This is a genomic window from Nocardia sp. NPDC051911, assembly GCF_040681035.1.
Taxonomy (GTDB): domain Bacteria; phylum Actinomycetota; class Actinomycetes; order Mycobacteriales; family Mycobacteriaceae; genus Nocardia; species Nocardia sichangensis.
Genome location: NZ_JBFAXY010000009.1, coordinates 48,956 through 74,241, shown reverse-complemented (window position 1 = coordinate 74,241; position 25,286 = coordinate 48,956). Strand labels below are relative to the sequence as shown.

The window sequence follows — 25,286 nt, the reverse complement described above, 5'->3', positions numbered from 1 at the left end:
TGACAACGAGATGAACCATCCGCCCGGCTGCCTCGTGATGGATAGCGAGGAGAACCGCGAGTGGCTGGACCGGACGCTCGGCTTCTGCCCAAGCCTGAGCCCCCGCCACACATGACGAAGGCCGCCCCCCGAATTCGGAGGCGGCCTTCGTGCACGGCGTGGAGATCAGGCGCTGATGCTGGCCTTCTCCAGGATCTCGCGAGCCAGCGCGGCGGTCTCGGACGGCGTCTTGCCGACCTTCACGCCCGCGGCCTCCAGCGCGTCCTTCTTCGCCTGGGCGGTGCCCGAGGAGCCGGACACGATGGCGCCCGCGTGGCCCATCGTCTTGCCCTCGGGGGCGGTGAAGCCTGCCACGTAGCCGACGACCGGCTTGGTGACGTTGGCCTTGATATAGGCCGCGGCCCGCTCCTCGGCGTCGCCGCCGATCTCGCCGATCATCACGATCAGCTTGGTCTCCGGGTCCTTCTCGAACGCCTCGATGGCGTCGATGTGGGTGGTGCCGATGACCGGGTCGCCGCCGATGCCGATGGAGGTCGAGAAGCCGAAGTCGCGCAGCTCGTACATCATCTGGTAGGTCAGCGTGCCCGACTTGGACACCAGGCCGATCGGGCCCTTGCCGGTGATGTTGGCCGGGGTGATGCCGACCAGCGACTCGCCGGGGGTGATGATGCCGGGGCAGTTCGGGCCGATGATCCGGGTCTTGCCGCCCTTCTCCACGTTGTAGGCCCACGCGTAGGCGGTGTCCTGCACCGGGATGCCCTCGGTGATGACCACCAGCAGCGGGATCTCCGCGTCGATGGCCTCGATGATGGCGTCCTTGGCGAACTTCGGCGGCACGAACGCGATGGACACGTCGGCGCCGGTCTCCTTGATGGCCTCGGCGACGGTGCCGAACACCGGCAGCTCGACCGCGTTGCCGTCCTTGTCGGTGTGCGCGACGGTGGTGCCCGCCTTGCGCGCGTTCACACCGCCGACGATCTGGGTGCCCGCCTTCAGCATCAGCGCGGTGTGCTTGGTGCCCTCGCCGCCGGTGATGCCCTGGACGATGACCTTGGAGTCCTTGTTCAGGAAGATAGACATTTCTTTTCGTCCTTACTCGGCCGTCGTTATCGGGCGGCTGCCAGTTCGGCGGCCTTGTCGGCGCCTTCGTCCATTGTCTGCGCCAGCGTCACCAGCGGGTGGTCGGCGTCGGCCAGGATCTTGCGGCCCTCTTCGACGCGGTTGCCGTCCAGGCGGACGACCAGCGGCTTGTTGGCCTCGTCGCCCAGGATCTCCAGCGCCTTCACGATGCCGTTGGCGACCGCGTCACACGCGGTGATGCCGCCGAACACGTTGACGAACACGCTCTTGACCTGGCTGTCGTTCAGGATGACGTCCAGACCCGCTGCCATCACCTCGGCCGAGGCGCCGCCGCCGATGTCCAGGAAGTTGGCCGGCTTCACGCCGCCGTGGCCCTCGCCCGCGTAGGCGACGACGTCCAGGGTGGACATGACCAGGCCTGCGCCGTTGCCGATGATGCCGACCTCGCCGTCGAGCTTGACGTAGTTGAGGTCGTTCTCCTTGGCCTTGAGCTCGAGCGGGTCGGTCGCGTCCTTGTCCGCGAACGCCTCGTGCTCCGGGTGGCGGAATCCGGCGTTCTCGTCGAGGGTGACCTTGCCGTCCAGCGCGAGGATCTCGTCCTGCGGGGTGCGCACCAGCGGGTTGACCTCGACCAGGGTGGCGTCCTCCGCGACGAACACCTCCCACAGCTTCTGGATGGTCACGGCCGCGGCGTCCAGCACGTCGGCGGGCAGGTGGCCCTGCTCGGCGATCGAGCGCGCGAACGCCAGGTCGACGCCCTTGACCGCGTCGACCGGAACCTTCGCCAGCCGCTCCGGCTTGGTCGCGGCGACCTCTTCGATCTCCATGCCGCCCTCGACCGAGCACATGGCCAGGTAGGTCCGGTTGGCCCGGTCCAGCAGGAAGGAGATGTAGTACTCCTCCGCGATGTCCTTGGCCTCGGCCACCAGGATCTTCTTGGTGATGTGGCCCTTGATGTCCAGGCCGATGATGTTCTGCGCGTGCGTGAGCGCGTCGTCCGGGGTCGCGGCGTACTTGACGCCACCGGCCTTGCCACGGCCACCGGCCTTCACCTGGGCCTTGATCATCACCGGCTTGCCGATTTCCTCCGCGATGGCGCGGGCGTCCTCGGCCGTGTCCGTGACGCGGCCCTCGGACGAAGGCACTCCGTGCTTAACGAAGAGCTCCTTCGCCTGATATTCGAAGAGATCCATGTACTCACCGTCTCGTCTGCGTTGTGATGACAACGTCTTTGTTGGCGGCCCGACGTCGGAAGCGGGTCGGGTCGGACTCTAACCAGTCACATGGAGGGCCAATCGGCCACGTTCATCCTAAGTGGCGCAGGTCACCCGGCGTCGTTCGGAGCGGCAAAACCGCTGGCCAACACTACTGGCGAGTAGGTTGCTGACACCGCGCCAGGTAGAGGACGGAACCCGGGAGCGCGCCGGAATCTACTACAACTTGTCGTTGAACGACCTCTCAGGGGTGCCCATACCGCAGTGAGATATTCCGCGGGCCGAGCGTGATGAATCTCACATGTTTGTTACGGAAGCGGCGCACCGCTTGTCGCGGCTCAATCGTTTCGTTACCGTCAATGCGGTCGATGTCACAACACGGTCACGACTAGGAGGACGGCAAGCTTTGACGCAGCACAGCGCTCCGCAGACGGAGAGCCGCTCCGCATTCGACCGATCGACGCCGCTGGTCAAGCGGCTTTCGAGTTCCACCAGCTTCACGATGTGGCACCGCCGATGAACCACAGTTCCACCTTCGCTCCCACTGATCGCTCGCGGACGGGACATCGTTACCGCCCCGACGACGAGTCCTTCGCCCCGGCGAGCTACGCCGAGCCATCGTTCGACCCGCACTACGCCGGGTACGAGGCTCCGCAGGGCGAGTACGACTTGCAGGCCGCCGGCGCCGGATACGGCTTCGAGACCGAGTCGCCCGTCCACGACGGGGGCTACGACCAGCCGGTCCACGCGAACGCGGCCTCCGACAACTCCTGGGCCACGAACAACGCCTGGCCGCAACAAGATTGGGCCCAGCAAGAGGCCTGGTCCGATGGTGCGGCATGGAACTCCGGCCAGGCGTGGAACTCCGGCCAGGCGTGGAACTCCGGCCAGGCGTGGAACTCCGGCCAGGCGTGGGCCGAAGAGGAGACCTGGGCGCCCGACGAGCGAGCCTGGGTGTCCGACACCGGCTGCTGGGCTCCCGAGGAGTCCTGGGCGACCGAGACCGCCGAGCCCGAACCCGAGTCCGACGAGGAGCCGGGCGCACGTGCTCTTCCGACCGTCATCCCGGGGCGCCGTGCCACGAACAAGCGCGGTGGCGCGCACCGGGTGGCCGCGCCGCCCGCCGCGCTCAAGGGACGCGCCGCGGTGGCGGCCGTCGCCGCTGGCGCTGTCGTAGCGGCCGGACAGGCCGCGTTCGCCTCGCCCGACCAGCCCTCGCAGGCGGTCGACTACGAAGCCGCCGGACAGATCCACGAGATCGCCGCGCAGTCGATGAACGTTGCCGACCCGACGGCGGCGCCGGACTCACCGCAGGTGCTGAGCGTCTCCGCGCCGGCCAACCTCGATCAGTTCAACGACATCCTGCAAAAGGGCCAGAAGTACGCCGAGGACCTCGCCGCCCAGGAGGCCTCGAAGCTTCGGCCCCTGTTCACCAGGTTCGCCGCGGGCACTTTCACCTCCGGCTTCGGCGCCCGCTGGGGCGTGCAACACCTCGGCATCGACATCGCGGGCCCGATCGGCACCCCGATCTACGCCGTCGCCGACGCCACCGTGATCGAGGCCGGTCCCGCGTCGGGCTTCGGCATGTGGGTCCGCCTGCTGCACGACGACGGCACCGTCACCATCTACGGCCACATCGACACCGCCACGGTGTCGGCGGGCCAGCGTGTGCTCGCCGGTGACCAGATCGCCACGATCGGCAACCGCGGGTTCTCCACCGGCCCGCACTGCCACTTCGAGGTCTGGTTGAACGGCACCGACAAGGTCGACCCGCTGCCCTGGCTGGCCACCCGTGGCATCAGCCTCGGCCCGCAGCGCGACTGAGCGACGCCTTGACGCGTGCCTGACGCGCCTTCCCAGTCGGCTGGCAGCAACCCGGCGGACCATGGATCGCACAAGCCAGAGATGGATGTACGCTCCTCCGCTGTGTTCGCGCACGATGAATGCGGGTGCGAAACCGGTTACAGCACATAGCTGCTCGCAGCAGTCCGGCCAGCCCGTGCTCGCCCATCGCAGCGGGCTGCTCACCATGAACGCGGGCGCGCGGCCCGGCTTCGGGTGCGAAACTTCGCCGCGTGCGCGGTCGCCTCATCCGCTCGGTAATTGCAAGTCGCGAATCCGTAATGGCCCGGCGCGACCCCCTCTAGCGCGAGACTTCGCCCGCGCAGCCTGGCCAGCGCATTGTCGTTGAGTCGAGGTGTGTCGCGGTACATGACGATGCACACGATTCCCCCGCGGCAGACATCGGGTTAGCGTCGAGCCCATGGCACGACGTACAACGACGTACACACAATTCATCGCGTTGCCTGCTGAACGGATCTGGGAGGTACTCGCCGATCCGCCGCGATGGCCGGAATGGAACCCGGGGATCGCGTCGGTGCGGCTCGACAGTCCGATCGCAGTGGGCAGTACGGGAAGCTATGTGCCGCAGGGGCAGGCGCACCGCGCTTTGCACGGGCGCGCCGTGCTGCCGTTCATCGTCGCCGCTGTCCGGCCGGAACGGGAGCTGCGGATCGAGCAACCCGAACCGCTCGGGCGGATGCGGCTGACCTGGACGCTGACGCCGCGCGACGGCGGCGCCGAAATCACCCAGCGGTTGACCTTCCTCGGCGCGTCGGCCGGTATGGCCCGGCTGCTCGACGCCGCGTTCCTGGAAACCGATGTGCGGGTGTGTTTCGCCCGCTTGGCCCGCTCAGCCGGACTCGAGCCCGCCGCCGACGCGCTCACGGTGGTCATCCCGGGCGGCACCGGCGGGCTGGGCAGGCATGTCGCCGCCGACCTCACCTGTCGTGGGCATCGCGCCGTCATACTCACCCGCCGTCGCGATCCCCAGCTGCCGTTCGATCAAGCGGAGTGGGACGGCAAGTCGGTCGGCGAATGGGTTGCGGCACTCCGTAATCCAGGACGGACCGCGATCGTCAACCTCGCCGGGAAGCTGGTCGACTGCCGACCGACGCCGGAGGACATCGCCGAATTACGGGCCAGCCGAGTGGATTCCACCCGCGCTCTGGTTACCGCCGCCGCGACGCTGGACGCGCCGATCGACTACTGGGTGCAGGCGAGCACTACCGCGATCTGGTCCGATGCGGGCGAAACCCATTGCACCGAAAGCACTCCCCTGCCGATCGGGCTGCCGCAGATGACCGGCGTCGCCGAACCGTGGGAGCGCGCCTTCGACTCCGCCCGCGCGGCGCACTGGACGATTCTGCGCACCTCGATCGTGCTCGACGCACAAGCGCCCGCCCTGAAACGTCTCACTCAACTCACCAGAGCCGGGCTCGGCGGTCGAGTCGGGCCCGGCCAACAATGGTTCAGCTGGATCCACATCGAGGATTGGCTCGCGATCGTTCGCGCCGCACTCGGCCTCGATCCGGCGCTCGAACTGCCGAACGGAATCCTGGTAGCCGCCACCGATACACCGGTTCGCAACCGCGAGCTGATGCGCGTCCTCCGCAAGCGCCTGCACCGGCCGCCCGCGCCGCCGACCCCGGAATTCGTGCTGAAGCTAGGCGCGCTCCTCCTGCGCTCCGATCCGGCCCTCGGTCTGACCGGCCGTCACGCCAGATCGGAGGTACTGAAGGAGAAGGCAGGTTTCACCTTCCGCTACCCCACCCTCGACAAGGCGTTGGCAGACCTGCTGCCGCATTGACACCGCGAAACGGACCGGTCATGCGGCCTCTCCGGCAGGATGGTCCACGCCAGGGAAGTACGGACCGTATCGCTCACGTCTACGCAGCGTCGGAGCCCCCGGACTGCTCGCCTACGATGCGTCCCGGGGAGCCCACTTGGACCGGACAGCGGAAACGAACGCAGCCGCTCCGCCCCAGCCCGGATCGATGACGATTTCGTATTCGGTGCTGTCGAACGCGTCCAACTGAACCACAGTGGTGTGGTTCTCATCGGTCGCGACAATCCGGCCATCGATCATTTGATCAACACCGTGCGCGAACTGTTGGACTCCATCCCAATCGAATGCCACTGCACCGGCGGACACCATCTCCTGGAACTGTGCCCAGGCGGGACGAGTGATTCCGGTGGACATTCGACCGAACGTCCCGTCGAACTCCTCGACCACCCACCGCCAGTTGTTCGGCGGGAACAACTCGAGCAAATCACGCAGGGGGACCAGTGTGCGCTGGGAGGTCCACATGGGAATCGTTTCGCTGATCATCAGGCGTCCTCGACGGTACAAGCGGGCTACGTCGCGAAGGCTACGACCATACGAGCAAGCCGTCACCCGATTTACTGGCGCGGCAGTTCTGGGTGCCGCACCCAGTTCGGCATGCCGACGTGCGCCGAACCCATCCGGGCGGAGTTCACGGCCACTGGTCTGGGCTGGAGAGCGTTGAGCAACGGGCCGCTAGCAACGTACTGCGCGCTGTCACGTTGCCCTGCTGGCGAACAATTCCGGAGCGACCTTCCGCACCTTCCGCACAACCTTCGATGCGCGGTCCGAGGACACGGTGGACAGAATCGGCAGTGCGGGACGCCATAGCTTCGCCGCGTCCTCATGCCGTCCGAGACGCCACCGGATCAGCCCCGTCTCCGCGGCGGAAAGCGCGTGGATTCGCGTGTGCGTAACAGCGCTCCACATCGAATGCGACAGGAACAGGTACCGCTCGGCTTCAGCGTGGTCGCCCAAAGCGGCGAACGCTTTCGATGTCTGCCTGGCTACGCTCGCCTTATTCGGGCACCAGAGGGCTGCCCAGCGAGGCAACTCGGTGGTGATTTCCGCATCTATCCACGGCTCGGCCTCCCGCAACGTATTCCGCGCTGCTCGATGCTGCCCCGTTTCGGCATAGCAGCGCGCCAGCCCGACCAGGAACAAGGACATGGTGTCCGGGCCTACTTTGTCGCGCGCCACTGCCACTCCACGTTCGGCAAGCTCAGCGGCGTGCTGCGGCTGTCGTACATCGGTGGCATGTAACCCGAGCATGCGGAAGCAGAAACCGTCCTGCCCCGGAACTCCGGATTCCTCCGCGAGCCGCAACGCCGCGAGGAAATAGCGCTGCGCGATGCCGTCCTCACCGGCATCGTGCGCCTTGAAGCCTGCCAGGTAGGCCAACTCGGCGGCGGAACTGAACGCGGCGGAACGGACTGTCGAATCGGCGAACCTCGATCGCAGCAGGGACGCGACGTCGGTGCTCAGGAACTCCGCGACGGCGGTTCGGCCGATGCCGCCGCCCTTGACTTCGTCCATGCGCAAGAAGGCATCCGTGATTCCCTGGACGGCACGGACTTCCGGCATGCCTACGTGCGCGGATTCGTAGATGCGCATCAACCGGGCCACATCGGACTGTGACGCCAGCGCGGTCGCGGACAGCGCGGCGCTGTAGACGGATGTGCGCAGGAACGACCGCCGGTCGACGTCCCCTCGGCCCAACATACTGACCAGTGTGACAGGGTCGCATGTCATTTCGCCGCATGCGCGCAGGTAGGCGGCGACCACATCGGCTGAGGCGGCGCGCGTTCCGGTCTCCACATGACCCAGGTAGCTGCGCGAGAACGGTATGCGGGCAGCCAGTTCGGCCAGTGAGAGCCCCGCCGCCTGCCTGGCTGCTCGCAGACGTTCCCCGATGTCAGGAGCAAATCCCCCGTCCGTCCCCATGCGTGGATCGTATGCGGATCGGTAGACGCGCTGTAGCCATTTTCCCAGTCCAGAGCGAAGTTTTTCGCGCGACGCTGGCAGCCGCACCCACCCGGCGGGCGCGTCCCTCCGTTCCGAACGGACGCATCGCGAGCTGTGAGCGGCTCCGCGGTGACCATCACCCCGCCGGGTGGCGTGCGTCCACATGACGAGCGAGAACAGCAGGGGTGAACGCGATGGGGTTCAACTGGTGGCGAGACGGCGAGCAGGACGACATGTCGGCGCAAGCGATCATCGATCGCGTAGCCGCCGAGTGGCGCGCCGCACGCGAACGCGAACGGATCAGCGCCGAGCGGCCCGACGCCGGGCTGTGGCCTACCGGTTGGCCGCACGAAGCTCCCGAAACGCCGTTGAGCGTTCCGGAAGCGCATCAGACCATGCAACGGCACAGGGCATGCCGAGCCGATCAATGCCCGCGTAAGGCAGCGGCCCGGCAGACGCTCATCGAGGCCGGGCGGATGAAGCCGGACACCTCGCGAGAGCCGCGCTGACACGATCTCGAGGCGGGTCGTGCCGAGCTGTCGGGCTGGCGAATTTCGGCTGACTGGTGCGCGCTCCGCTCATCCCACGAGGAGCGCGGTATGGACGGAATGCCCGGACCACGGCGACGACAAGCGAAGTCCCTGGCTGAGCTACGGCGGCGGAAATCGACGCACCTGCTCCGTCGATGATCGGCGTTGCCTACGGCGCCGCCGTGATCGCGAGGGCGACCAACGCGACGACCTTGACGACCTCCAGGCCGATGTACCAATAGTGCGCGTGGGAGCGCGGCAGTTCCTCGCCCGCCAGCACGCGATCGGAGCGGCGTGAGAGCGGCGGGCGCACCACCACGATTTGAACGGCCAGCACTGCCGCGGCGACGCCCAGCCACGCCCACGTCGCCGCGCCGGGGCCGACGATCACTGCGGCGAGCACCAGCAGCACCGCGAGCACAGCCTCCACGGTGTTCAGCGCGCGGAACACGAGGCGGCCGATGCCGAGCCCCAGCGGCAGCGTGACCCCTGGGGCGCGGAACTTCAGCGGCGCTTCCAGGAACGAGATGGCCAGCACCATGCCGAGCCAGAGCATGGGCAGGAACCACAGGAGATGCTGTGCGATCGTATCCACGCGGCGGACGCTACCGGCGCGACACCGGCAAGGGCAGGGTCGAAAGGCCTACGCGGCTCATAGCTTGACCAACGTCCGGCTGTACTGCGGGATCAACCGGATCTTGCCCGCGGTGCCGAAGTCGATGGTCACCGTGGCCAGTGGGCCGAAGCCCTCCGCCGCGATCACGCGGCCGAGACCGTACTTGTCGTCGCTGACCCGATCCCCCACGGCGAGGACCAAATTCGTGTTGTTGCGGGTCGCGCCGCCGGGAGCGGGCCTGCGCGGACCGCGATCACGCAAGCCTGGACGCGGCTCCGCCCAGCCGTCGCCGCGGGTCCAGTCCCGATCCAGCCCGTCGTCGTCCCCGCCACGCCGCCGCAGACCCCTCGTCGCGGGTGAACCGGCGGGCTCGAGCCGGCGCCAATCGATGAGATGACCCGGAATTTCCTGCAGAAAACGCGATTCCGGGTTCGACACCGGCTGGCCCCAGCCGGAACGCACCACCGCCCGCGTCAGATACAGCCGCCGCCGGGCCCTGGTGATGCCGACGTAGGCGAGGCGGCGTTCCTCGGCCAGCTCGGTCGGATCACCGAGTGCGCGCATGTGCGGGAACTGCCCGTCTTCCCAACCCGTCACGAACACCACCGGGAATTCCAGCCCCTTGGCGGTGTGCAGCGTCATCATCGTGACCACCCCGGAGCCCTCGTCCGGAATCTGGTCGGTATCGGCCACCAGCGAGACCCGCTCGAGGAACGCGGCGAGCGAACCGGGATCCGGCTCGCCTTCGCCCACCTCGGGCAACAGCCCCTCCTGCCGGGCGGCCTCCGCGTTGTTGTGCGCCTCGGAGCTGAACTCGCGCGCGACGCTGACCAACTCGTTGAGGTTGTCCAGCCGGGCGCCGTCCTGCGGGTCGTCGGACGCCTCCAGCTCGGCGCGATAACCGGTGCGCTCGAGCACCGCGTCGACGACGTTGCCCAGGTCGGGGAAGTCGGACTCCGCTTGTTCGCCCGCGGCCCTGATGTCGTCGAGCAATTCCAGGAAGCCGGCGATGGCGCGCTGAGCGCGCGTGTTCAGCAGCGCCACTTTGCCTTCGGCGGCGTCGCGCAGGGCGGCGGCGAAACCGATCCCGCGTTGTTCGGCATGGACAGCCACGCAGGCTTCGGCTCGGTCACCGATGCCGCGGCGGGGCGTATTGAGGATGCGGCGCATGCTCACCGCGTCCTCCGGGTTCTCCAGCACGCGCAGGTAGGCGACCACGTCACGCACCTCTTTGCGCTCGTAGAAGCGGACACCGCCGACCACCTTGTAGGGCAGGCCCATCCGGATGAAGATCTCTTCCAGCGCGCGAGAGTTGTTGTTGGTGCGGTAGAACACCGCGACGTCGCCGTAGTTGGCCTCGCCCTGGTCGACCAGCCGGTCGATCTCGCGGGCGACGAAGGACGCCTCGTCGTGCTCGTTGTCGGCGACGTAACCGGTGATCAGGTCGCCTTCGCCGGAATCGGTCCACAGCTTCTTCTCGCGCCGGTTCTCGTTGCGCGAGATCACCGCGTTGGCGGCGGAGAGGATGTGCTGGGTGGAGCGGTAGTTCTGCTCCAGCAGAATGGTTTCGGCGTCGGGGAAGTCGCGCTCGAACTCCTCGATATTGCGGATCGTCGCGCCGCGGAAGGCGTAGATGGACTGATCGGCGTCACCCACCACACACAGTTCGCTCGGCGGCACCCGGTCCTCGTCGCCGCCTTCCACGTGGTGGCCGACCAGCTCGCGGACCAAGACGTACTGCGCGTGGTTGGTGTCCTGGTACTCGTCCACCAGCACGTGCCGGAACCGGCGGCGGTAGTACTCGGCGACCTGCGGGTGGTGCTGCAGCAGCGCCACGGTCTCGCCGATCAGGTCGTCGAAGTCCAGCGCGTTCGCCGAGCGCAGCCTGCGCTGATATTCGGTGTAGACCTTGGCCACCAGGCCGGGCAGCTCCGTGTCGTCCGATTCCGCGTCGGCGGTGGCGCGGGCCGGGTCGATGAGTTCGTTCTTGAGGTTCGAGATCGCCGTCGCGAGCAGGCGCGCCGAGTACTTCTTGGCGTCGATGTCCAGGTCGCGGCTGATCATGGTGAGCAGGCGCCGGGAATCGTCCGCGTCGTAGATCGAGAAGTTCGAGTTCAGGCCGGGCAGCAGCGCCGCCTGGGTCCGCAGGATGCGGACGCAACTGGAGTGGAACGTCGACACCCACATGGCGTTCGCCCGCGGGCCGACCAGCCCGGTCACCCGCTCCCGCATCTCCGCGGCGGCTTTGTTGGTGAATGTGATGGCCAGCACCTGGCCCGGCGTGACACCGCGGGCGGCCAGCAGGTAGGCGATGCGGCGGGTGAGCACGGCCGTCTTGCCCGAGCCCGCGCCCGCCACGATGAGCAGCGGGGATCCGGTGTGCACCACCGCCGCGCGCTGCTGTGGATTGAGGCTGTCGAGCAGGCGCTCGGCCTCCTCGGCGCGCCGCTGTTCCCGCTCGACGCGCTGCCGTTCGCGCTCGGCGTCCGTTGGCGGCGCCTCGGGAACGGAGGCAGGCTGCCGCCCCTCCGCCGCGTTACCGCCGGCGAGCTGCGGTTTCGATGTCGGATCCGGGTGCACGACCCGACCGCCCTGCGTCTTGGGAGCCACCGTGATGTCCATCGTCCATCCACGCTACCGGCGGGCACCGACAGAGATGAAGCCCCGGGTGACATCGGTATCGGTTCGGCGCCGGTCGACTGAACGGCGGGTGAACTCCCCCTGGTGGGAAGGGCGGGCGAAACGACCTGCGTTTCTCGCGACATTGCCAAACGTATACGTTTTGCATACCCCCCTACCCGTGGCACACTGGCGACATGCTCAGCGCTTTCGCAAGACATCCGATTCGGCTGCCAGCCGAACGCCGGGATCGCGGAGCCTGTACCTGAGCACGCCTTCTGGGGGGACAATACAAGGCCCCACCAGGTCTGTTTCACGGTGAAAGAACTGATCGGTAACGAGCCTTCGGCACCCGCCGATCCATGTTCTGACACGAGGAGATGAATGATGAGCACCCCTGCCACGACGACCGGGTCCGAATCCGCGCTGCCGCAGACCGAGGCCGAGATCGACAAGCTCCGCAAGGAGATCGACCGTCTCGACGCGGAGATCCTGGCCGCGATCAAGCGCCGGACGGAGATCTCCCGGATCATCGGCCGGACGCGCATGGCGTCAGGCGGGCCGCGCCTCGTGCACAGTCGCGAGATGAAGGTGCTGGAGCGCTTCAGCGAGCTCGGCCAAGAGGGCCACACCCTCGCCATGCTGCTGCTTCGCCTCGGCCGCGGTCGTCTCGGCCACTGATCTGACCCCAACGCGGCGCTCGCGAGACCGTCGCTTTCGAATAGACCGCCCCGGGCTATGCCACCCGGGGCGGTCACTTCATGTCCGCCCCCAGAGGAGCGCGGAAGGTTTTCAGACCGTCGGCTTGGTGGAAGGCGTCCACCGACGCTATCCGGGTTCGGCGGCCGGTCCATCACCTGAGGTGGAATCGTTCAGCGCCCGCAGGTCGGCCCTCAGCTCTGCTTCGAGCGGTTCGGCATGCGAGCGCATAACGGGATGCACATGGCGAAGATGCTCGAGGTCTTGACTCGTCCGTTCGATCGCGGCCGCTCGTTCCGCGGGGCTGCCCTCCGCCGCGATCGTGCGATTGGTCAGGACACGCCAATCCACTCCGGATTGGTCCAGCGCCTGTCGCAACGCCGGACTGGGTGACTGGTGCAACCCGATGAAATCTATGTCCGCGGTTGTGAGATCGAACATCTGGGCTTCGATGAAATGGCTGGCGCGAAAATCTGCTCCGAGATAGTCGCGGCCGATAGGAGCGAGATCGCGCACTCCGACGCCATAGGAATATTCCGACGGGTTGTCCAGGGGGGAGGGTATCGCCCGTTCCCTTTCCACCAGCGAGTCACCGAACGTGATGGTCGTTCGTGACCGGACCTCCGGCTTCAGGTAGATCTGATTGTCGCCGTAGTTCAGCTCCGACAACCCATCGATCATGCCGTCTTGGGAAGGACGCACTCCGTCCACGGCAACGTAGCCGTAGACGGGCGGGTTGTCGTGGACGTGCGGGCCGAACCACTCTTCTTCGGCATGAGCGCGAACGCCCACGGGGTTGCGGCTGCCCCTGATTCGCCCTTCCTCGAGAAGTGCCACGAGTTTGTCGTCGCGGACGCGGATGGCGAGCGGTTTCCCGTCGAGCGCGTCCTTCAGTTCACGCCGCATCTGCTCGCGTAGGTCGGCGCTGTCCCGGCCGAGAGAAGCCGCTGTTTCCTCGATTCTCCGGTCGATGATGGCGTATTGCTCCAGCCGGGACAGCCGACGGTTGGCTATGAAGTCATACAGGTCCTCGTCGGTCGGTCCGTTCTCGCCGAAACGTCGATTCAGTTCGGCTTCGAGTCTCTGTCCGGCCCGGCTCAGCGACGCTCGGTCCGGCGGCGGGGGGCACAGATCCCGCAAGGGACCGGCATCGCCACCTGCCGCGCGTCGGATCGCGAGCGCACCGTCGGCGTCCCCGTGCGTGTGCACATCGACGACTTCCCGGGAAGCGCGGGCCGCGCCTGTTTTCATGTCCGCGAGGCCCTCGGCTTCCCTCTTGGTCAGCCGTTTCAGATCGTCCACGGCCCGCAAGAAGGCTCTGACGATGCCGTTGCTCAATCAGGCGTCACCGGCACCCGCACCTTCTCACAATCAGCCCCTTCGCCGCCTCCTCGGACCTCAGGTAGAGGCTAGTGTCGATGATCGACGAAGTCGTCCCCCGGAAAGCAGGGGGGCTGCGCGGGTCGGCGCCGACAGGCCGGATTCGACCCTCAGCTGCGCGATCGATCGCCTTCAGTGGCGCGGAATCCGCGGCACGCTCTCACGTGAGCGCGATGTATTTGGTGGAGAGGTATTCCTCGATGCCCTCGGTGCCGCCCTCCCGGCCGAAGCCGGACTCCTTGACGCCGCCGAAGGGGGCGGCGGGGTCGGAGATGACGCCGCGGTTGACGCCCACCATGCCGGATTCCAAACCCTCGGCGATCCGCAGCGCGCGATCGAGGTCGCGGGTGTAGACGTAGCTGACCAGCCCGAATTCGGTGTCGTTGGCGGCGGCGAGCCCCTCTTCCTCGGTGTCGAAGCCGACGATCGGCGCGACCGGGCCGAAGACCTCCTCGCGCAGGATCCTGGCTTGCGGCGGGACGTCGCGCAGCACGGTGGCCGGGTAGTACCAGCCGGGGCCGTCGGGCGCCTTGCCGCCGATCAGCACCTGTGCGCCCTTCGCGACGGCGTCGTCGACCAATTCGCCGACCGTGCGCAGTTGCTCCTCGTTGATCAGCGGGCCCAGCGTCGTGTCCGGGTCGGCGCCCGGCCCGAGCCGCACACTGCTGGATATCGCCTCGACCAGCTTGGTGGTGAACTCCTCGAGCACGCTGTTGTGCACGTGGAAGCGATTGGCGGCGGTGCACGCCTCGCCGCCGTTGCGCAGTTTCGCCAACATCGCGCCCTGCACCGCGGCATCGACGTCGGCGTCGGCGAACACCACGAACGGCGCGTTCCCGCCGAGTTCCATCGAGGTGCGCAGCAACCGGTTCGCGGATTTCTCCACCAGCTTCTTGCCCACCTCGGTGGAGCCGGTGAAGGTGAGTTTGCGCAGCCGGGCGTCGTCGATCAACGGTTGGGTCACCGCGCCGGAGTGGCTGGAGGTGAGCACCGAAAGCACGCCGTCGGGCAGTCCCGCCTCGCTGCACAGCTTGCCGAGCAGCAGCATGGTCAGCGGCGTCGCCGAGGCGGGCTTGACGATCATCGTGCAGCCCGCCGCCAGCGCGGGGCCGATCTTGCGCGTCCCCATCGCGAGCGGAAAATTCCAGGGCGTGATCGCCAGACATGGGCCGACCGGCTGCTTGTGCACCATGATCCGGCCGGTGCCCGAAGGCGCGTGCAGATAGCGCCCGTGCACGCGGGCGGCCTCCTCGCTGAACCAGCGGAAGAATTCGGCGCCGTAGCGCACCTCGTTGCGGCTCTCCGGCAGCGCCTTGCCCATTTCCAGGGTCATCAGCAGGGCGAACTCCTCCGCGCTGGCGGTGATCCGCTCGAACACCGCGCGCAGGACCTCCCCGCGCTCCCTGGCGGGCGTGGCCGCCCACTCGTCCTGCACCGCGACGGCCGCGTCGAGCGCGCGCAGCGCGTCCTCCGGCGTCGCGTCCGCGACGTTCGCCAGCACCTCCCCGGTCGCCGGATTGTGCACCGGGAAGGTACCCGCACCGGTGGCGTCGACGGCCCGCCCTCCGATCCACAACTGCGTCGGCACGGATTCGAGAAGTTCACGTTCGGACACCATGCGGCCAGCCTATGCCGCGAGACCTCATCCTGGAACGGACGCGGACCCCGGATCGGACCCACGTCCACCGCATGGGCTCGCGCGTTGCGCCCTCGTGTGCACGGTCGGGGTAAGTCCGGTGTGGCAACGGGTGTCCACCTTCGACGCCGATTCGACCGACTTCCGCGCCCGCAGCCGTGCGCGCGGCGGTGCCTGCTTGTAGTCTCGGCGAACGTGAGCAGCGACATCACCGCGACGGCGGCATGGCGGAAACTGCACGATCACCACGGCACCGTCGCGGGACGACACCTGAGGGAGTTCTTCGCCGACGACCCGGCCCGGGGCAGCGAGCTGACCGTCCAGGTGGCGGACCTGCGCATCGACTACAGCAAGCACCGCGTGAACCGCGAAACCCTGCATCTGCTGGTGGAATTGGCGCGCGAGGCGGGCGTGCCCGATCGTCGCGACGCGATGTTCCGTGGCGAGCACATCAACACCTCCGAGGACCGCGCGGTCGGCCACGTCGCGCTGCGGTTGCCCGAAGGCGAGACCATGGTCATCGACGGCGTCGACGCGGGCGCCGAGGTGCACGAGGTGCTGCGGCGGATGGGCGAGTTCACCGACGCGCTGCGCTCCGGCGCGTGGCGGGGAGCGACCGGCGAGCGCATCACGACGGTGGTCAACATCGGCATCGGCGGATCGGATCTGGGTCCGGTCATGGTGCACCAGGCGCTGCGGCACTACGAGGACGCGGGCATCGGCGCCAGGTTCGTCTCCAACGTCGATCCCGCCGACCTGGTCGCGAAGCTGGCCGGGCTCGACCCGGCCACCACCCTGTTCATCGTCGCGTCCAAGACCTTCTCCACCCTGGAGACGCTCACCAACGCGACCGCGGCCCGGCGCTGGCTGGTCGCCGCGCTCGGTGAGGACGCCGTGGCCAAGCACTTCGTCGCGGTGTCCACCAATGCCGAGCGGGTCGCGAGGTTCGGGATCGACACCGCGAACATGTTCGGTTTCTGGGACTGGGTCGGCGGCCGCTACTCGGTGGACTCCGCGATCGGCCTGTCGGTGATGGCGACCGTCGGCAAGGAGCGCTTCGCGGAGTTCCTCGCCGGTATGCACGCGGTGGATCGGCACTTCGCCCAGGCGCCGCTGGAGGCGAACGCTCCGGTGCTGCTCGGCCTGCTCGGTGTCTGGTACTCGAATTTCTTCGGGGCGGAATCGCATGCGGTGCTGCCGTACTCGAACGATCTGGCCCGCTTTCCCGCCTACCTCCAGCAGTTGACCATGGAGTCGAACGGGAAGTCGGTCCGCGCCGACGGCACCCCGGTCTCCACCTCCACCGGCGAGATCTTCTGGGGCGAGCCGGGCACCAACGGCCAGCACGCCTTCTACCAATTGCTGCACCAGGGCACCCGCCTCATTCCGGCGGATTTCATCGGATTCGCCCAGCCCACCGACGATCTGGCGACCAGCGACGGCACCGGCAGCATGCACGACATCCTGATGAGCAATCTGTTCGCGCAGACCAAAGTGCTCGCCTTCGGGAAGACCGCGGAGGAGATCGCCGCCGAGGGCACCGATCCGGCGATCGTGCCGCACAAGGTGATGCCGGGCAACCGTCCCTCCACCACCATCCTCGCGCCGCGCCTCACCCCGTCGGTCGTCGGTCAGCTGATCGCGCTCTACGAGCATCAGGTGTTCGTGGAGGGCACGATCTGGGGCATCGACAGTTTCGACCAGTGGGGTGTCGAACTCGGCAAACAGCAGGCGCTCGCCTTGGCGCCGCTGCTCACGTCGGCGGAAGACCCCGAACCGCAGGACGACTCGTCGACCGATTCGCTCATTCGCTGGTACCGCGCCAATCGCTGATCGCGTGCGACGCTCGGCGCTAGTCGCCGCCGCCCGTCGGACGGTTGCGCTGCGCCTCGTTCAACTGCTGGATGATGTGTGAGGTCGATATCGCGATCAGGATGCCGATGACGCCCAGGTCGAAGGCGACCTGCACCATGGTGGCCACCTTCGCGGCGTCCCCCACCGCGTGCACGTCGCCGTAGCCGATCGTGCCCAGCGTGACCACCGTGTAGTAGAGCGCGTCGGTCCGCGTGTGCAGGCCCTCGAACTGGCCGGGTGCGCGCGATTCCAGCACGTAGTAGTACAGGGCGAAGAACGTGACGACGACACAGACCACGAGCAGCACGTCGTTGATGCGCCCGACGGTCGCGCGCGGATCCATGATGTACCGCCGGATGCGCCACCGGGCCAGCCAGATCAAGCCCGCGACGCCGACGACGAACGCGAGCAGCGCCGACACGCCGGACAACCGGCCCAGATGCAAAGCCTTCAGCGGCAGGAAGTAGTAGAACAGCAGAGCGCACACCACGGCCAGCAGGTTGTGCAAGGCACGCGACAACCTGCCGACTGCGCGATTCTCCGTCATTCCTCCATCATCGGCCCAGGTGGAGCGCAAGAGACGCCGCACGCGCCGGACGATGCGCGTTGCGATCCCAGGGATGCGTCGGCTACGAGATGCTCGGATCGACTGCTGATGCCCGGGGCGGACCGGCCACCGCATAGCCTCCCGCATGCCAGCGCAGCAAGAGGTCGGCGCGCTCGCGGGTGGTCGCGACCAGGTCAGCGTTGCGCAAGTCGCTGTGGTGCACTTTGTCGTGTGCCGCCGCGGGGGTGCGGCCACCGCGAATGTGCCGGTCCAGCAGGCGATTCGCGATCACGTCGCGCGCGGCGTCCAGGTACCAGCACTCGTCCAGCAATGGGCGAACCGCGGACCACCGCCGCGTCCCGAAGTCATCGAGCAGTAGGTAGTTGCCCTCGGTGAGGACGATGGACTGCCGGTCGAACACCACGCCACCGGGAACCGGGGCATCAATGGACCGGTCGAATGTGGGCCACGGCACCGGCTCGCCTACCGGCGTGGTGCGCAGGCGGCGCAGCTCCGAAACGTAACCGTCGACATCGAAAGTGTCCGGCTCACCCTTGCGCGCAGAGCTTCCTGCCGCCCGCAGGACGTCGTTGGACAGGTGGAACCCGTCCATGGGCGCGATTTCGGCGACCGCTCCGCCCGCCTCGGTATTGATCGCGTCGCGCAACGCGATCGACAAGGCGGATTTGCCCGCGCCGGGCGGCCCCGTGATGCCGAGCAGATACCTTCCCCGCGCGGCCCGATCCAGCACCCGCCGGACCAACCAGCTCAACGGTCTGTCGACGAACTGCCCTGCCACCGCCGCCACCCTACCGGCGGTCCACCGTTTCGGATCGCCACTTCCGCTGACCGGCGCTCGCGCCTCGCAAAGGTATCCACACTCGTCCACAGAGTGATGCCGCGCGCGCTTGCCCGGCTCCAGCTGGGCAAGGCGCGGATCACGCTCCAGGAGGGCGGGAGCGGAAGCGTATGCGGCGCGGGCTTGTCGCCGTGTCCGTTCGTGGCGCTGCCCCCGTGGTTCCGGTCCACGAGAACAACGCGGCGATCAGCGAAGGCGCTGGCGTACCTGGGCGGACAAGTCGGCCGCTCGGTCGCGCAGCGCTTCGGCGAACGCACCGCGCGAATCGGCGGCTCCGCGGTCGGCACGATGCGCGATGACCGTGCGCCGAACCGCGGCGGGGTGGTCGATGCGCAGCAGCGCGACGGTCGGCGGCAGCACGGGGACGGCGATGCCGGGGACCACCGTGATACCGAGTCCGGCCGCGACGAGACCGAGTTTGGCGAACCAATCACGCGCGACGAACGCGATGTCCGGCTCCCAGTCCGGGTCGCGCCAAGCACCGAGGAGGGTGGCGGACGGCTCCTGGCTGCCCGCGATCCATCGCTCATCGCGCAATACCTCGGGGGTCGCGCTGGTGGCGCCCGCGAGCGGATGCGTGGGCGGGACCGCGACCAGCAACGGATCGTCCACCAGGGGTTCGATCTCCACGCCGGAGGGCAAGGGGTCCGGCGCGGTCACCACGGCGAGGTCGAGGCGTCCGCGCGAGACGGCGGTGAGCAGTCTGGGACTGAGCCCCTCGCGCAGCGAGATCCGCACCTGCCGGTCACGGGTCGCGGAGATCGCCCCGGGCACCAAGGCGGCCATCGCGGTGGAGAACGCACCGACGCGCAGGCGGCCCGCCGGGCGCGCCGTGAGATGACGGATGTCGTGCCGGGCCTGCTCCAGTTCGCCGAGGATCACGTCCGCGTGCCGCAGCACGATCCGCCCCGCCTCGGTGGGCTGCACGCCGCGGGCGTGTCGCTCGAACAGCGCGCGGCCCGCCGCCCGCTCCATGAGCGCGATCTGCCTGGACACCGCGGACTGGGTGTAACCGAGGTTCTCCGCGGCCGTCGAGAAGGACCCGCAGGCGGCGGCTTCCCGCACCACGCGGAGACCAGAGACGGTGAAATCATCCATGCGTAATTCTCATACCACATATGCAAGACAGTCGCTTGTCGCATACCTTGGGCGGCCCTAGCGTCGTGGGCATGACCGCGCTCGACAACAAGAAGCTGCTCACCGACATCTTCGAGCAGATGTCCCTCGGCAACACCCGCGCACTCAGCGACGCCATGGCCGACGACTTCCGCTGGGTCTTCCCCGGCGACTGGTCCTGGAGCGGTACGTGGCAGCCGAAATCAGCTGTGCTGGAAGGACTCCTGCGTCCGCTGATGGCTCAGTTCACCGCATACCGCTCGGCCGCGGACACGATCGTCGCAGCCGACGACCGCGTCGTCGTGCAGGCCCGCGCCGAGGCCGTGACCACGCGCGGGGAGACCTACAACCAGACCTATTGCTTCGTCTTTCGGGTCGCCGACGGGAAGCTGCGCGAGGTGGTCGAGTACTGCGACACCGCGTTGGTCGAACGCGTGCTGACCCGCCCCGCCTGAGAGGCAGGACTCAGCCTCGCCAACCCGCGATGAGCAGGTCGGTGAGCCGGCCCAAATAGTCCGGCTCGATCGGAATTCCCACGATCATCAGCCGCCAATAAAGCGGTCCGGCGAGCATGTCCAGCGCCAGATCGAGGTTCAGATCCACGGGCAGCTCGCCACGGGCGATAGCCCGCCGCAGCATATCGGCGGCCCGCTCGCGCCGCGTGTCCCGCGCACCGACCAGAAGCGACTGCGCCAGTGTCGGATTGCGCGATGCCTCCGCCAACAGATCGGGAATGACCCTGGCCGCCAACGGATGGGACAGCATGCCCGCCGCCGACTCCAGATAGGCCCGGACATCACCGCGCAGGGTGCCGGTGTCCGGAGTCTCGGCGGCCGCGACCGCCAGAGTCGAGGCGAGAGCGGTCACCATCTTCTCCTTCGATCGCCAACGCCGGTAGACCGTCGGCTTGCTGACGCCGGCCCGCCGCGCCACCGCCTCCATCGAGAGCCGGCCGTAGCCGACCTCCGCCAATTCGGCGAGCACCGCTTCGGTGATGGCCTCCGTCACCTGCGGTTGCATTACGGCGGCCCCGGCGGGACGGCGTCGTTCGGCTGTCATGCCCCCATCATGCCACGACGATACGGTTGCGTTTACACGTAGTTGTAATCTACGGTTTCAACGTCGATACGCCATCGTGTTGACGTAGTCGGATAGACGTAGGAGATTCCGGTGAAGTTCCTGTTCGATGACGAGTCCTTTGCCTTCGAGGCGCTGCGGACCGCCTGCTTCGCCGAGTTCGGCGGCGCCGATCTCGGCGAGGTGCTGGCTGTCGCACGCGCCGTTCCCGACGGTGACGAGGAGGCATGGTGCACACAGTGGACCGTCGCGGGAGACCGGGCGCGCGCGCTCGGAGGTAGACAGGCGCTGCTGCGCGCCTCGAACTACTACCGCACCGCCGAGTTCTTCCGCCGCGACGATCCGTTCGACGATCCCGTCGCGAAGGACCTGTTCGCACGGGCCCAGGACACCTTCGCCGAAGCCGCCCAACTCATGGACACGCCCGTTGAGGCAGTCGAGATCCCTTACCAGGACACCCATCTGCCCGGCCTGCTGTTCCTGGCCGACGACTCCGGCGCACCCCGGCCGACCATCATTCTCACCAGCGGCTTCGATTCCCCGGCCGAGGAGGCGTACTTCGCCCTCGCGGCCGCGGCACTGCCGCGCGGCTACAACGTCCTCGCCTACGACGGCCCCGGCCAGGGTGCCGCGTTGCGGCATCAGCGATTGTTCTTCCGCCCCGACTGGGAAGCGGTCCTCACCCCGGTCGTGGACTACGCGTTGACGCGGGCAGAAGTGGACGCCGAGCACGTCTACCTGTACGGCTACAGCCTGGGCGGCTTCCTGACCCCGCGGGCCGCCGCCTTCGAACACCGCGTCGCCGGGCTGATTCTCGACGGCGGCATCTACAGCTACTACGACGTGAACTTCGCGAGCATCCCGGCCGTCGCCGCCGAGTGGGTCATGGCAGGCCGCGATGACGTCGCGGATCCGGTCGCGCATCTGATGATGGCCAACCACACCGGCACACGGTGGGCGCTGCGCAACGGCCCGTGGTCCTTCGGCACCGCCACCATTTCCGAATACCTGCGCCGCACAAGGGAATACACCCTCGACGGCCTCGCCGATCGCATCACGGCGCCCACCCTCATCTTCGCCCCGGACAACGACCACTTCTTCGCGGGCCAGCCCGAGCGCCTACACCGCGAATTGACCTGCCCCACAACGTTGGTTCCCCTGCATAGTGTCGATGGCGCCGGGGAGCACTGCGCCTATGGCGCCCGTTCCACCCTGCTCCACCACATGTTCACCTGGCTCGACGCCCTCTGAGATCTGCGGCGCGGGGTCTCCTGGGCCGATTCGGACACCTCGCTTCCGGGGACCGCTTCACCCGAACCGGTCCCCGGTTGCTCGGCAAGCTCAGACGAATGCCCGTTCGATGATCGCGCCGGTGTCGACGCCGGTGGGCAGCGTGCCGAACGCGATGCCCCAGTCGTCGCCGAGCCGGGTCGCGCAGAACGCGTCGGCGACGGCGGGATGACCGTGCCGGACCAGCTGCGCGCCTTGCAGCACCAGCGCCATCAGCTCGACGACGCGCCTCGCGCGGTACTCGATGTCGTTGAGATCCGACAACTCCTTGCCGACCCGGGCGATCGCGTCGTCCAGGCGCGGATTCTCGCCCTTGGCGAGCGACACTTCGTTGAAGTACGCCTCGACCGTCTCCGGCTGACGCCCCATGGCACGCAGCGCGTCCAGCGCGGCGACATTGCCCGACCCCTCCCAGATCGACATCAGCGGCGCCTCCCGGTATAGCCGTGGCATACCGGATTCCTCGGCATATCCGTTGCCGCCGAAGCATTCCAGCGCCTCGGCCGCATGCGCGGGCGCCCGCTTGCACACCCAGTACTTGGTGACCGCGAGCGCGATGCGCCGCAGTGCCGCCTCGGCCGGATCGCCGCCCGCCCGGTCGGTGGCCCCGGCCAGCCGCATCATGACGGTGGTCGCGGCGTCGGACTCGATCACCAGGTCGGCCAGCACGTTGCGCATGGCGGGCTGGTCGATCAGCTCGGCGCCGAATACTTTCCGGTGCCGCGCGTGGTGCACGGCGTACACCGCGCCCGCCCGCATACCGGTCGCGGAGCCGATCACGCAGTCCAGCCTGGTCATGTTCACCATCTCGATGATGGTCTTGACGCCCGCGCCCTCCGCGCCGACCAGCCAGCCCGAGGCGTTCTCGTACTCGATCTCCGAAGAGGCATTGGACTTGTTGCCCAGCTTGTCCTTCAGTCGCTGGATGCGGATCGGGTTGCGGGTGCCGTCCGGCAACACCCGGGGCAGCAGGAAGCAGGACAGGCCGCCGGGCGCCTGCGCCAGGGTGAGGAACATGTCCGACATCGGCGCGGAGGTGAACCACTTGTGGCCGACGATCCGGTAGGAGCCGTCCGGCTGCGGCGTCGCGGTGGTCGTGTTGGCGCGCACGTCCGAGCCGCCCTGCTTCTCGGTCATCGACATGCCCGCGATCAGCCCGGCCTTGGTGGACGGCTCGCGCAACCCGAATTCGTAGACGCGGGAGCCGAGCAGCGGCTCGTATTTCGCCGCCAGTTCCCGGTTGTGCCGCAACGCGGGGACCACCGCGTAGGTCATCGAGATCGGGCACATGTGGCCCGCGTCGGCGGTGCCCCAGGTGTAGAACTTCGCCGCACGCGCCACGTGCGCGCCCGGCCGGTCGTCCAGCCACGGGGCGCCGTGCAGGCCGTGCTCGACGGCCACGCGCATCAGGTCGTGCCAGTGCGGATGGAACTCGACCTCGTCGATGCGGTGCCCGTAACGGTCGTGCGTGCGCAGCACCGGCGGGTATTCGTTGGCCAGCCTGCCCCACTCCTGCGCCTGCGCGCCGCCTGCGAGCGCGCCCAGTTCTCGCACTTCGGCTTCCGCCCAGCCCGCCCCTTCCCGGTGCAGGCCCTCGAGCAGCGCCGGATTTCGCGACACGTCGAACGGCACGATGTCGGGCACCTGGTTGAAGACTTCATGCGTCTGCATCTGACACTCCTGTTTCCAGCCGGGCGCCACCCGCGCCCGGGTCGTCGCGCACGCCGAGTGCGCGCATCGCGAAAGCGGTGAGTTCGGGGACGACCGATTCGCCGTGCGGCGCGTCGGCGAGCGGCCCGACCAGCACCTCGCCGATCGCGCCGACCAACGCGGCCGCGCTGATCCTCGGGTCCTGCGGCGGGATCTCGCCCCGCGCGATGCCCTCGGCCACCGCCGATTCGAAGGTCTCGGCGAACGCCCGCCGGAAGTGCAGGCGTTCACTGTCCACGGCCGCGTCGACCGGCTCGGCGAGCAGCACGTAGGCCAGGTTCGGGTTCTTCAGCGCGCGGCCCGCGAAGGTCTCCACGGCCGCGGTGACCCGCTCGACGGCCGTTCCGAGCGCGCCCGCCGCGGCCACGGCGGCGACCTCGCGGGCGACCACCTTCCGGAACACCGCCCGCACCAACGCGGACTTGCCGTCGAAGTTCTTGTAGACGGTGCCGGTGGCCAAGCCCGCCTCGGTCGCGACCGCCGCCATGGACAGCGCGGCGTAGCCGCCGCGCGAAAGCACCTTCGTCGCGGCCTGCACGATCAGCCCCGCCTGAGCGTCCAGGCGGGCCTGCACAGCGGGAGTTCTGCGGTAGGCCACCCAAGAAGTGAAGCACGAATTCATTTCTTCACACAAGGGTGCTTTTACGGCGTATGGTCGAGCGCGTGACGGTACTCATCGAACGCAACGGCCCCGTGACGACCGTGATCCTGCACCGGCCCGAAGCACGCAACGCCGTGGACGGGCCGACCGCCGCGGCGCTGGCCGACGCCTTCCGCGAGTTCGACGCCGACCCCGATGCGGCGGTCGCGGTGCTATGGGGCGACGGCGGCACCTTCTGCGCGGGAGCCGACCTGAAGGCACTCGGTACCGAGCGCTCCAACCGGGCCGCCGAGGACGGTGACGGCCCGATGGGACCGACCAGGATGCGGCTGTCCAAGCCGGTGATCGCCGCGGTCTCCGGCTACGCGGTGGCGGGCGGGCTCGAGCTCGCGTTGTGGTGCGATCTGCGGGTCGCCGAACAGGACAGCACGTTCGGCGTCTTCTGCCGCCGCTGGGGCGTCCCGCTGATCGACGGCGGCACTGTCCGGCTGCCGCAGATCATCGGCGCGGGCCGCGCCATGGACCTGGTGCTCACCGGCCGCGCGGTCGCCGCCGAGGAGGCGCTGCGAATCGGGCTGGTGAATCGCGTGGTGCCCACCGGCGAAGCCCGCCGCGCGGCGGAGGCGCTTGCCGCCGAACTGGCCGCGCTGCCGCAGACCTGCCTGCGCTCGGACCGGATGTCGATGCTGGAGCAGGAGGGGATGACCGAGGAGTCCGCGCTGCGCAACGAGTTCCGCCACGGGCTGACGGCGCTGGCCGACGGCGCGCTGGACGGCGCGCAGCGCTTCGCGGCCGGCGCGGGCCGGCACGGCGCTCGCGCCTGAGCCTC

The 25,286-nt window shown here is 68.2% G+C and carries 22 protein-coding genes; 8 read left to right on the top strand and 14 right to left on the bottom strand.

Going from position 1 to position 25,286, the window contains the following annotated elements; all coding sequences use genetic code 11:
- Positions 1–165: 165 nt before the first annotated feature.
- Complete coding sequence (sucD, locus tag AB0L97_RS13490; protein WP_355074650.1) at positions 166–1,080, bottom strand: succinate--CoA ligase subunit alpha; 915 nt, start codon at positions 1,078–1,080, stop codon at positions 166–168.
- 26 nt (positions 1,081–1,106) lie between these two features.
- Positions 1,107–2,273 carry an ADP-forming succinate--CoA ligase subunit beta gene (sucC, locus tag AB0L97_RS13485; protein WP_355074652.1) on the bottom strand — a complete coding sequence of 389 codons (1,167 nt, stop codon included), beginning with the start codon at positions 2,271–2,273 and terminating at the stop codon, positions 1,107–1,109.
- A 537-nt stretch (positions 2,274–2,810) separates the two neighbouring features.
- On the opposite strand from sucC, the gene AB0L97_RS13480 reads away from it, so the two are divergent.
- A complete protein-coding gene (locus AB0L97_RS13480) occupies positions 2,811–4,118 on the top strand; it encodes a M23 family metallopeptidase (protein ID WP_364428773.1) in 1,308 nt (435 codons plus the stop codon).
- Positions 4,119–4,557: 439 nt separating this feature from the next.
- Positions 4,558–5,943, top strand: coding sequence for a DUF1731 domain-containing protein (locus AB0L97_RS13475; RefSeq protein WP_364428770.1), 1,386 nt, complete (start codon positions 4,558–4,560; stop codon positions 5,941–5,943).
- A gap of 111 nt (positions 5,944–6,054) precedes the next feature.
- On the opposite strand, the gene AB0L97_RS13470 is transcribed toward AB0L97_RS13475, so the two are convergent.
- Positions 6,055–6,336: a hypothetical protein gene (locus AB0L97_RS13470; protein ID WP_364428767.1), complete on the bottom strand. Its 282-nt coding sequence runs from the start codon at positions 6,334–6,336 to the stop codon at positions 6,055–6,057.
- Positions 6,337–6,675: 339 nt separating this feature from the next.
- A complete protein-coding gene (locus tag AB0L97_RS13465) occupies positions 6,676–7,902 on the bottom strand; it encodes a helix-turn-helix transcriptional regulator (RefSeq protein ID WP_364428764.1) in 1,227 nt (408 codons plus the stop codon).
- A 215-nt stretch (positions 7,903–8,117) separates the two neighbouring features.
- Between AB0L97_RS13465 and AB0L97_RS13460 the strand changes: the two genes are divergently transcribed.
- Positions 8,118–8,432, top strand: a complete 315-nt coding sequence (locus AB0L97_RS13460; RefSeq protein WP_364428761.1) for a hypothetical protein — start codon at positions 8,118–8,120, stop codon at positions 8,430–8,432.
- A gap of 190 nt (positions 8,433–8,622) precedes the next feature.
- On the opposite strand, the gene AB0L97_RS13455 is transcribed toward AB0L97_RS13460, so the two are convergent.
- Positions 8,623–9,048, bottom strand: a complete 426-nt coding sequence (locus AB0L97_RS13455; protein ID WP_356963821.1) for a hypothetical protein — start codon at positions 9,046–9,048, stop codon at positions 8,623–8,625.
- A 57-nt stretch (positions 9,049–9,105) separates the two neighbouring features.
- Positions 9,106–11,691, bottom strand: a complete 2,586-nt coding sequence (gene pcrA, locus AB0L97_RS13450; protein WP_364428757.1) for a DNA helicase PcrA — start codon at positions 11,689–11,691, stop codon at positions 9,106–9,108.
- A gap of 384 nt (positions 11,692–12,075) precedes the next feature.
- On the opposite strand from pcrA, the gene AB0L97_RS13445 reads away from it, so the two are divergent.
- Positions 12,076–12,369 carry a chorismate mutase gene (locus AB0L97_RS13445; RefSeq protein ID WP_062977356.1) on the top strand — a complete coding sequence of 98 codons (294 nt, stop codon included), beginning with the start codon at positions 12,076–12,078 and terminating at the stop codon, positions 12,367–12,369.
- A 147-nt stretch (positions 12,370–12,516) separates the two neighbouring features.
- Here AB0L97_RS13445 and AB0L97_RS13440 read toward each other — a convergent pair whose 3' ends face one another.
- Positions 12,517–13,725, bottom strand: coding sequence for a hypothetical protein (locus AB0L97_RS13440; RefSeq protein WP_364428752.1), 1,209 nt, complete (start codon positions 13,723–13,725; stop codon positions 12,517–12,519).
- A gap of 202 nt (positions 13,726–13,927) precedes the next feature.
- Positions 13,928–15,385, bottom strand: coding sequence for an NAD-dependent succinate-semialdehyde dehydrogenase (locus AB0L97_RS13435; RefSeq protein WP_364428749.1), 1,458 nt, complete (start codon positions 15,383–15,385; stop codon positions 13,928–13,930).
- Between the two features lie 213 nt (positions 15,386–15,598).
- Here AB0L97_RS13435 and pgi point away from each other — a divergent pair, with 213 nt between their 5' ends.
- Complete coding sequence (gene pgi / locus AB0L97_RS13430) at positions 15,599–17,236, top strand: glucose-6-phosphate isomerase (protein ID WP_364428746.1); 1,638 nt, start codon at positions 15,599–15,601, stop codon at positions 17,234–17,236.
- Positions 17,237–17,255: 19 nt separating this feature from the next.
- On the opposite strand, the gene AB0L97_RS13425 is transcribed toward pgi, so the two are convergent.
- The 3 genes from AB0L97_RS13425 to AB0L97_RS13415 all read right to left on the bottom strand — a co-directional run bounded on the left by AB0L97_RS13425 (position 17,256) and on the right by AB0L97_RS13415 (position 19,761).
- On the bottom strand, positions 17,256–17,804 hold the full coding sequence (locus tag AB0L97_RS13425; RefSeq protein WP_364428743.1) for a potassium channel family protein: 549 nt from the start codon (positions 17,802–17,804) through the stop codon (positions 17,256–17,258).
- A gap of 82 nt (positions 17,805–17,886) precedes the next feature.
- Complete coding sequence (locus AB0L97_RS13420; RefSeq protein ID WP_364428740.1) at positions 17,887–18,603, bottom strand: nucleoside/nucleotide kinase family protein; 717 nt, start codon at positions 18,601–18,603, stop codon at positions 17,887–17,889.
- A gap of 246 nt (positions 18,604–18,849) precedes the next feature.
- Complete coding sequence (locus AB0L97_RS13415; RefSeq protein ID WP_364428737.1) at positions 18,850–19,761, bottom strand: LysR family transcriptional regulator; 912 nt, start codon at positions 19,759–19,761, stop codon at positions 18,850–18,852.
- Between the two features lie 71 nt (positions 19,762–19,832).
- Here AB0L97_RS13415 and AB0L97_RS13410 point away from each other — a divergent pair, with 71 nt between their 5' ends.
- Positions 19,833–20,234, top strand: a complete 402-nt coding sequence (locus AB0L97_RS13410; RefSeq protein ID WP_364428734.1) for a nuclear transport factor 2 family protein — start codon at positions 19,833–19,835, stop codon at positions 20,232–20,234.
- 10 nt (positions 20,235–20,244) lie between these two features.
- Here AB0L97_RS13410 and AB0L97_RS13405 read toward each other — a convergent pair whose 3' ends face one another.
- The gene (locus AB0L97_RS13405; protein ID WP_364428731.1) at positions 20,245–20,838 is read right to left on the bottom strand and encodes a TetR/AcrR family transcriptional regulator; all 594 of its coding nucleotides are present in this window, start codon (positions 20,836–20,838) and stop codon (positions 20,245–20,247) included.
- Between the two features lie 111 nt (positions 20,839–20,949).
- On the opposite strand from AB0L97_RS13405, the gene AB0L97_RS13400 reads away from it, so the two are divergent.
- A complete protein-coding gene (locus tag AB0L97_RS13400; RefSeq protein WP_355074679.1) occupies positions 20,950–22,107 on the top strand; it encodes an alpha/beta fold hydrolase in 1,158 nt (385 codons plus the stop codon).
- A gap of 90 nt (positions 22,108–22,197) precedes the next feature.
- Here the strand turns inward: AB0L97_RS13400 and AB0L97_RS13395 are convergent, their stop codons facing one another.
- Together AB0L97_RS13395 and AB0L97_RS13390 are read right to left on the bottom strand one after the other, a co-directional pair.
- Positions 22,198–23,817 carry an acyl-CoA dehydrogenase family protein gene (locus AB0L97_RS13395; protein ID WP_364428727.1) on the bottom strand — a complete coding sequence of 540 codons (1,620 nt, stop codon included), beginning with the start codon at positions 23,815–23,817 and terminating at the stop codon, positions 22,198–22,200.
- Positions 23,804–24,454, bottom strand: coding sequence for a TetR/AcrR family transcriptional regulator (locus AB0L97_RS13390; RefSeq protein WP_356963809.1), 651 nt, complete (start codon positions 24,452–24,454; stop codon positions 23,804–23,806). Before AB0L97_RS13390 ends, AB0L97_RS13395 begins: the two co-directional genes overlap by 14 nt.
- A 65-nt stretch (positions 24,455–24,519) precedes the next feature.
- Here AB0L97_RS13390 and AB0L97_RS13385 point away from each other — a divergent pair, with 65 nt between their 5' ends.
- Positions 24,520–25,281: a crotonase/enoyl-CoA hydratase family protein gene (locus AB0L97_RS13385; protein WP_355074685.1), complete on the top strand. Its 762-nt coding sequence runs from the start codon at positions 24,520–24,522 to the stop codon at positions 25,279–25,281.
- Positions 25,282–25,286 lie beyond the last annotated feature (5 nt).

Bases quoted from the DNA above. Each gene is read 5' to 3' on its own strand.
- AB0L97_RS13465 (WP_364428764.1), bottom strand. From the start codon at position 7,902: ATGGGGACGGACGGGGGATTTGCTCCTGACATCGGGGAACGTCTGCGA.
- sucC (WP_355074652.1), bottom strand. From the start codon at position 2,273: ATGGATCTCTTCGAATATCAGGCGAAGGAGCTCTTCGTTAAGCACGGA.
- AB0L97_RS13445 (WP_062977356.1), top strand. From the start codon at position 12,076: ATGAGCACCCCTGCCACGACGACCGGGTCCGAATCCGCGCTGCCGCAG.
- sucD (WP_355074650.1), bottom strand. From the start codon at position 1,080: ATGTCTATCTTCCTGAACAAGGACTCCAAGGTCATCGTCCAGGGCATC.
- AB0L97_RS13395 (WP_364428727.1), bottom strand. From the start codon at position 23,817: ATGCAGACGCATGAAGTCTTCAACCAGGTGCCCGACATCGTGCCGTTC.
- AB0L97_RS13470 (WP_364428767.1), bottom strand. From the start codon at position 6,336: ATGTCCACCGGAATCACTCGTCCCGCCTGGGCACAGTTCCAGGAGATG.
- AB0L97_RS13415 (WP_364428737.1), bottom strand. From the start codon at position 19,761: ATGGATGATTTCACCGTCTCTGGTCTCCGCGTGGTGCGGGAAGCCGCC.
- AB0L97_RS13480 (WP_364428773.1), top strand. From the start codon at position 2,811: ATGAACCACAGTTCCACCTTCGCTCCCACTGATCGCTCGCGGACGGGA.
- AB0L97_RS13425 (WP_364428743.1), bottom strand. From the start codon at position 17,804: ATGACGGAGAATCGCGCAGTCGGCAGGTTGTCGCGTGCCTTGCACAAC.
- pcrA (WP_364428757.1), bottom strand. From the start codon at position 11,691: ATGGACATCACGGTGGCTCCCAAGACGCAGGGCGGTCGGGTCGTGCAC.
- AB0L97_RS13435 (WP_364428749.1), bottom strand. From the start codon at position 15,385: ATGGTGTCCGAACGTGAACTTCTCGAATCCGTGCCGACGCAGTTGTGG.
- AB0L97_RS13475 (WP_364428770.1), top strand. From the start codon at position 4,558: ATGGCACGACGTACAACGACGTACACACAATTCATCGCGTTGCCTGCT.
- AB0L97_RS13460 (WP_364428761.1), top strand. From the start codon at position 8,118: ATGGGGTTCAACTGGTGGCGAGACGGCGAGCAGGACGACATGTCGGCG.
- AB0L97_RS13410 (WP_364428734.1), top strand. From the start codon at position 19,833: ATGACCGCGCTCGACAACAAGAAGCTGCTCACCGACATCTTCGAGCAG.
- AB0L97_RS13405 (WP_364428731.1), bottom strand. From the start codon at position 20,838: ATGACAGCCGAACGACGCCGTCCCGCCGGGGCCGCCGTAATGCAACCG.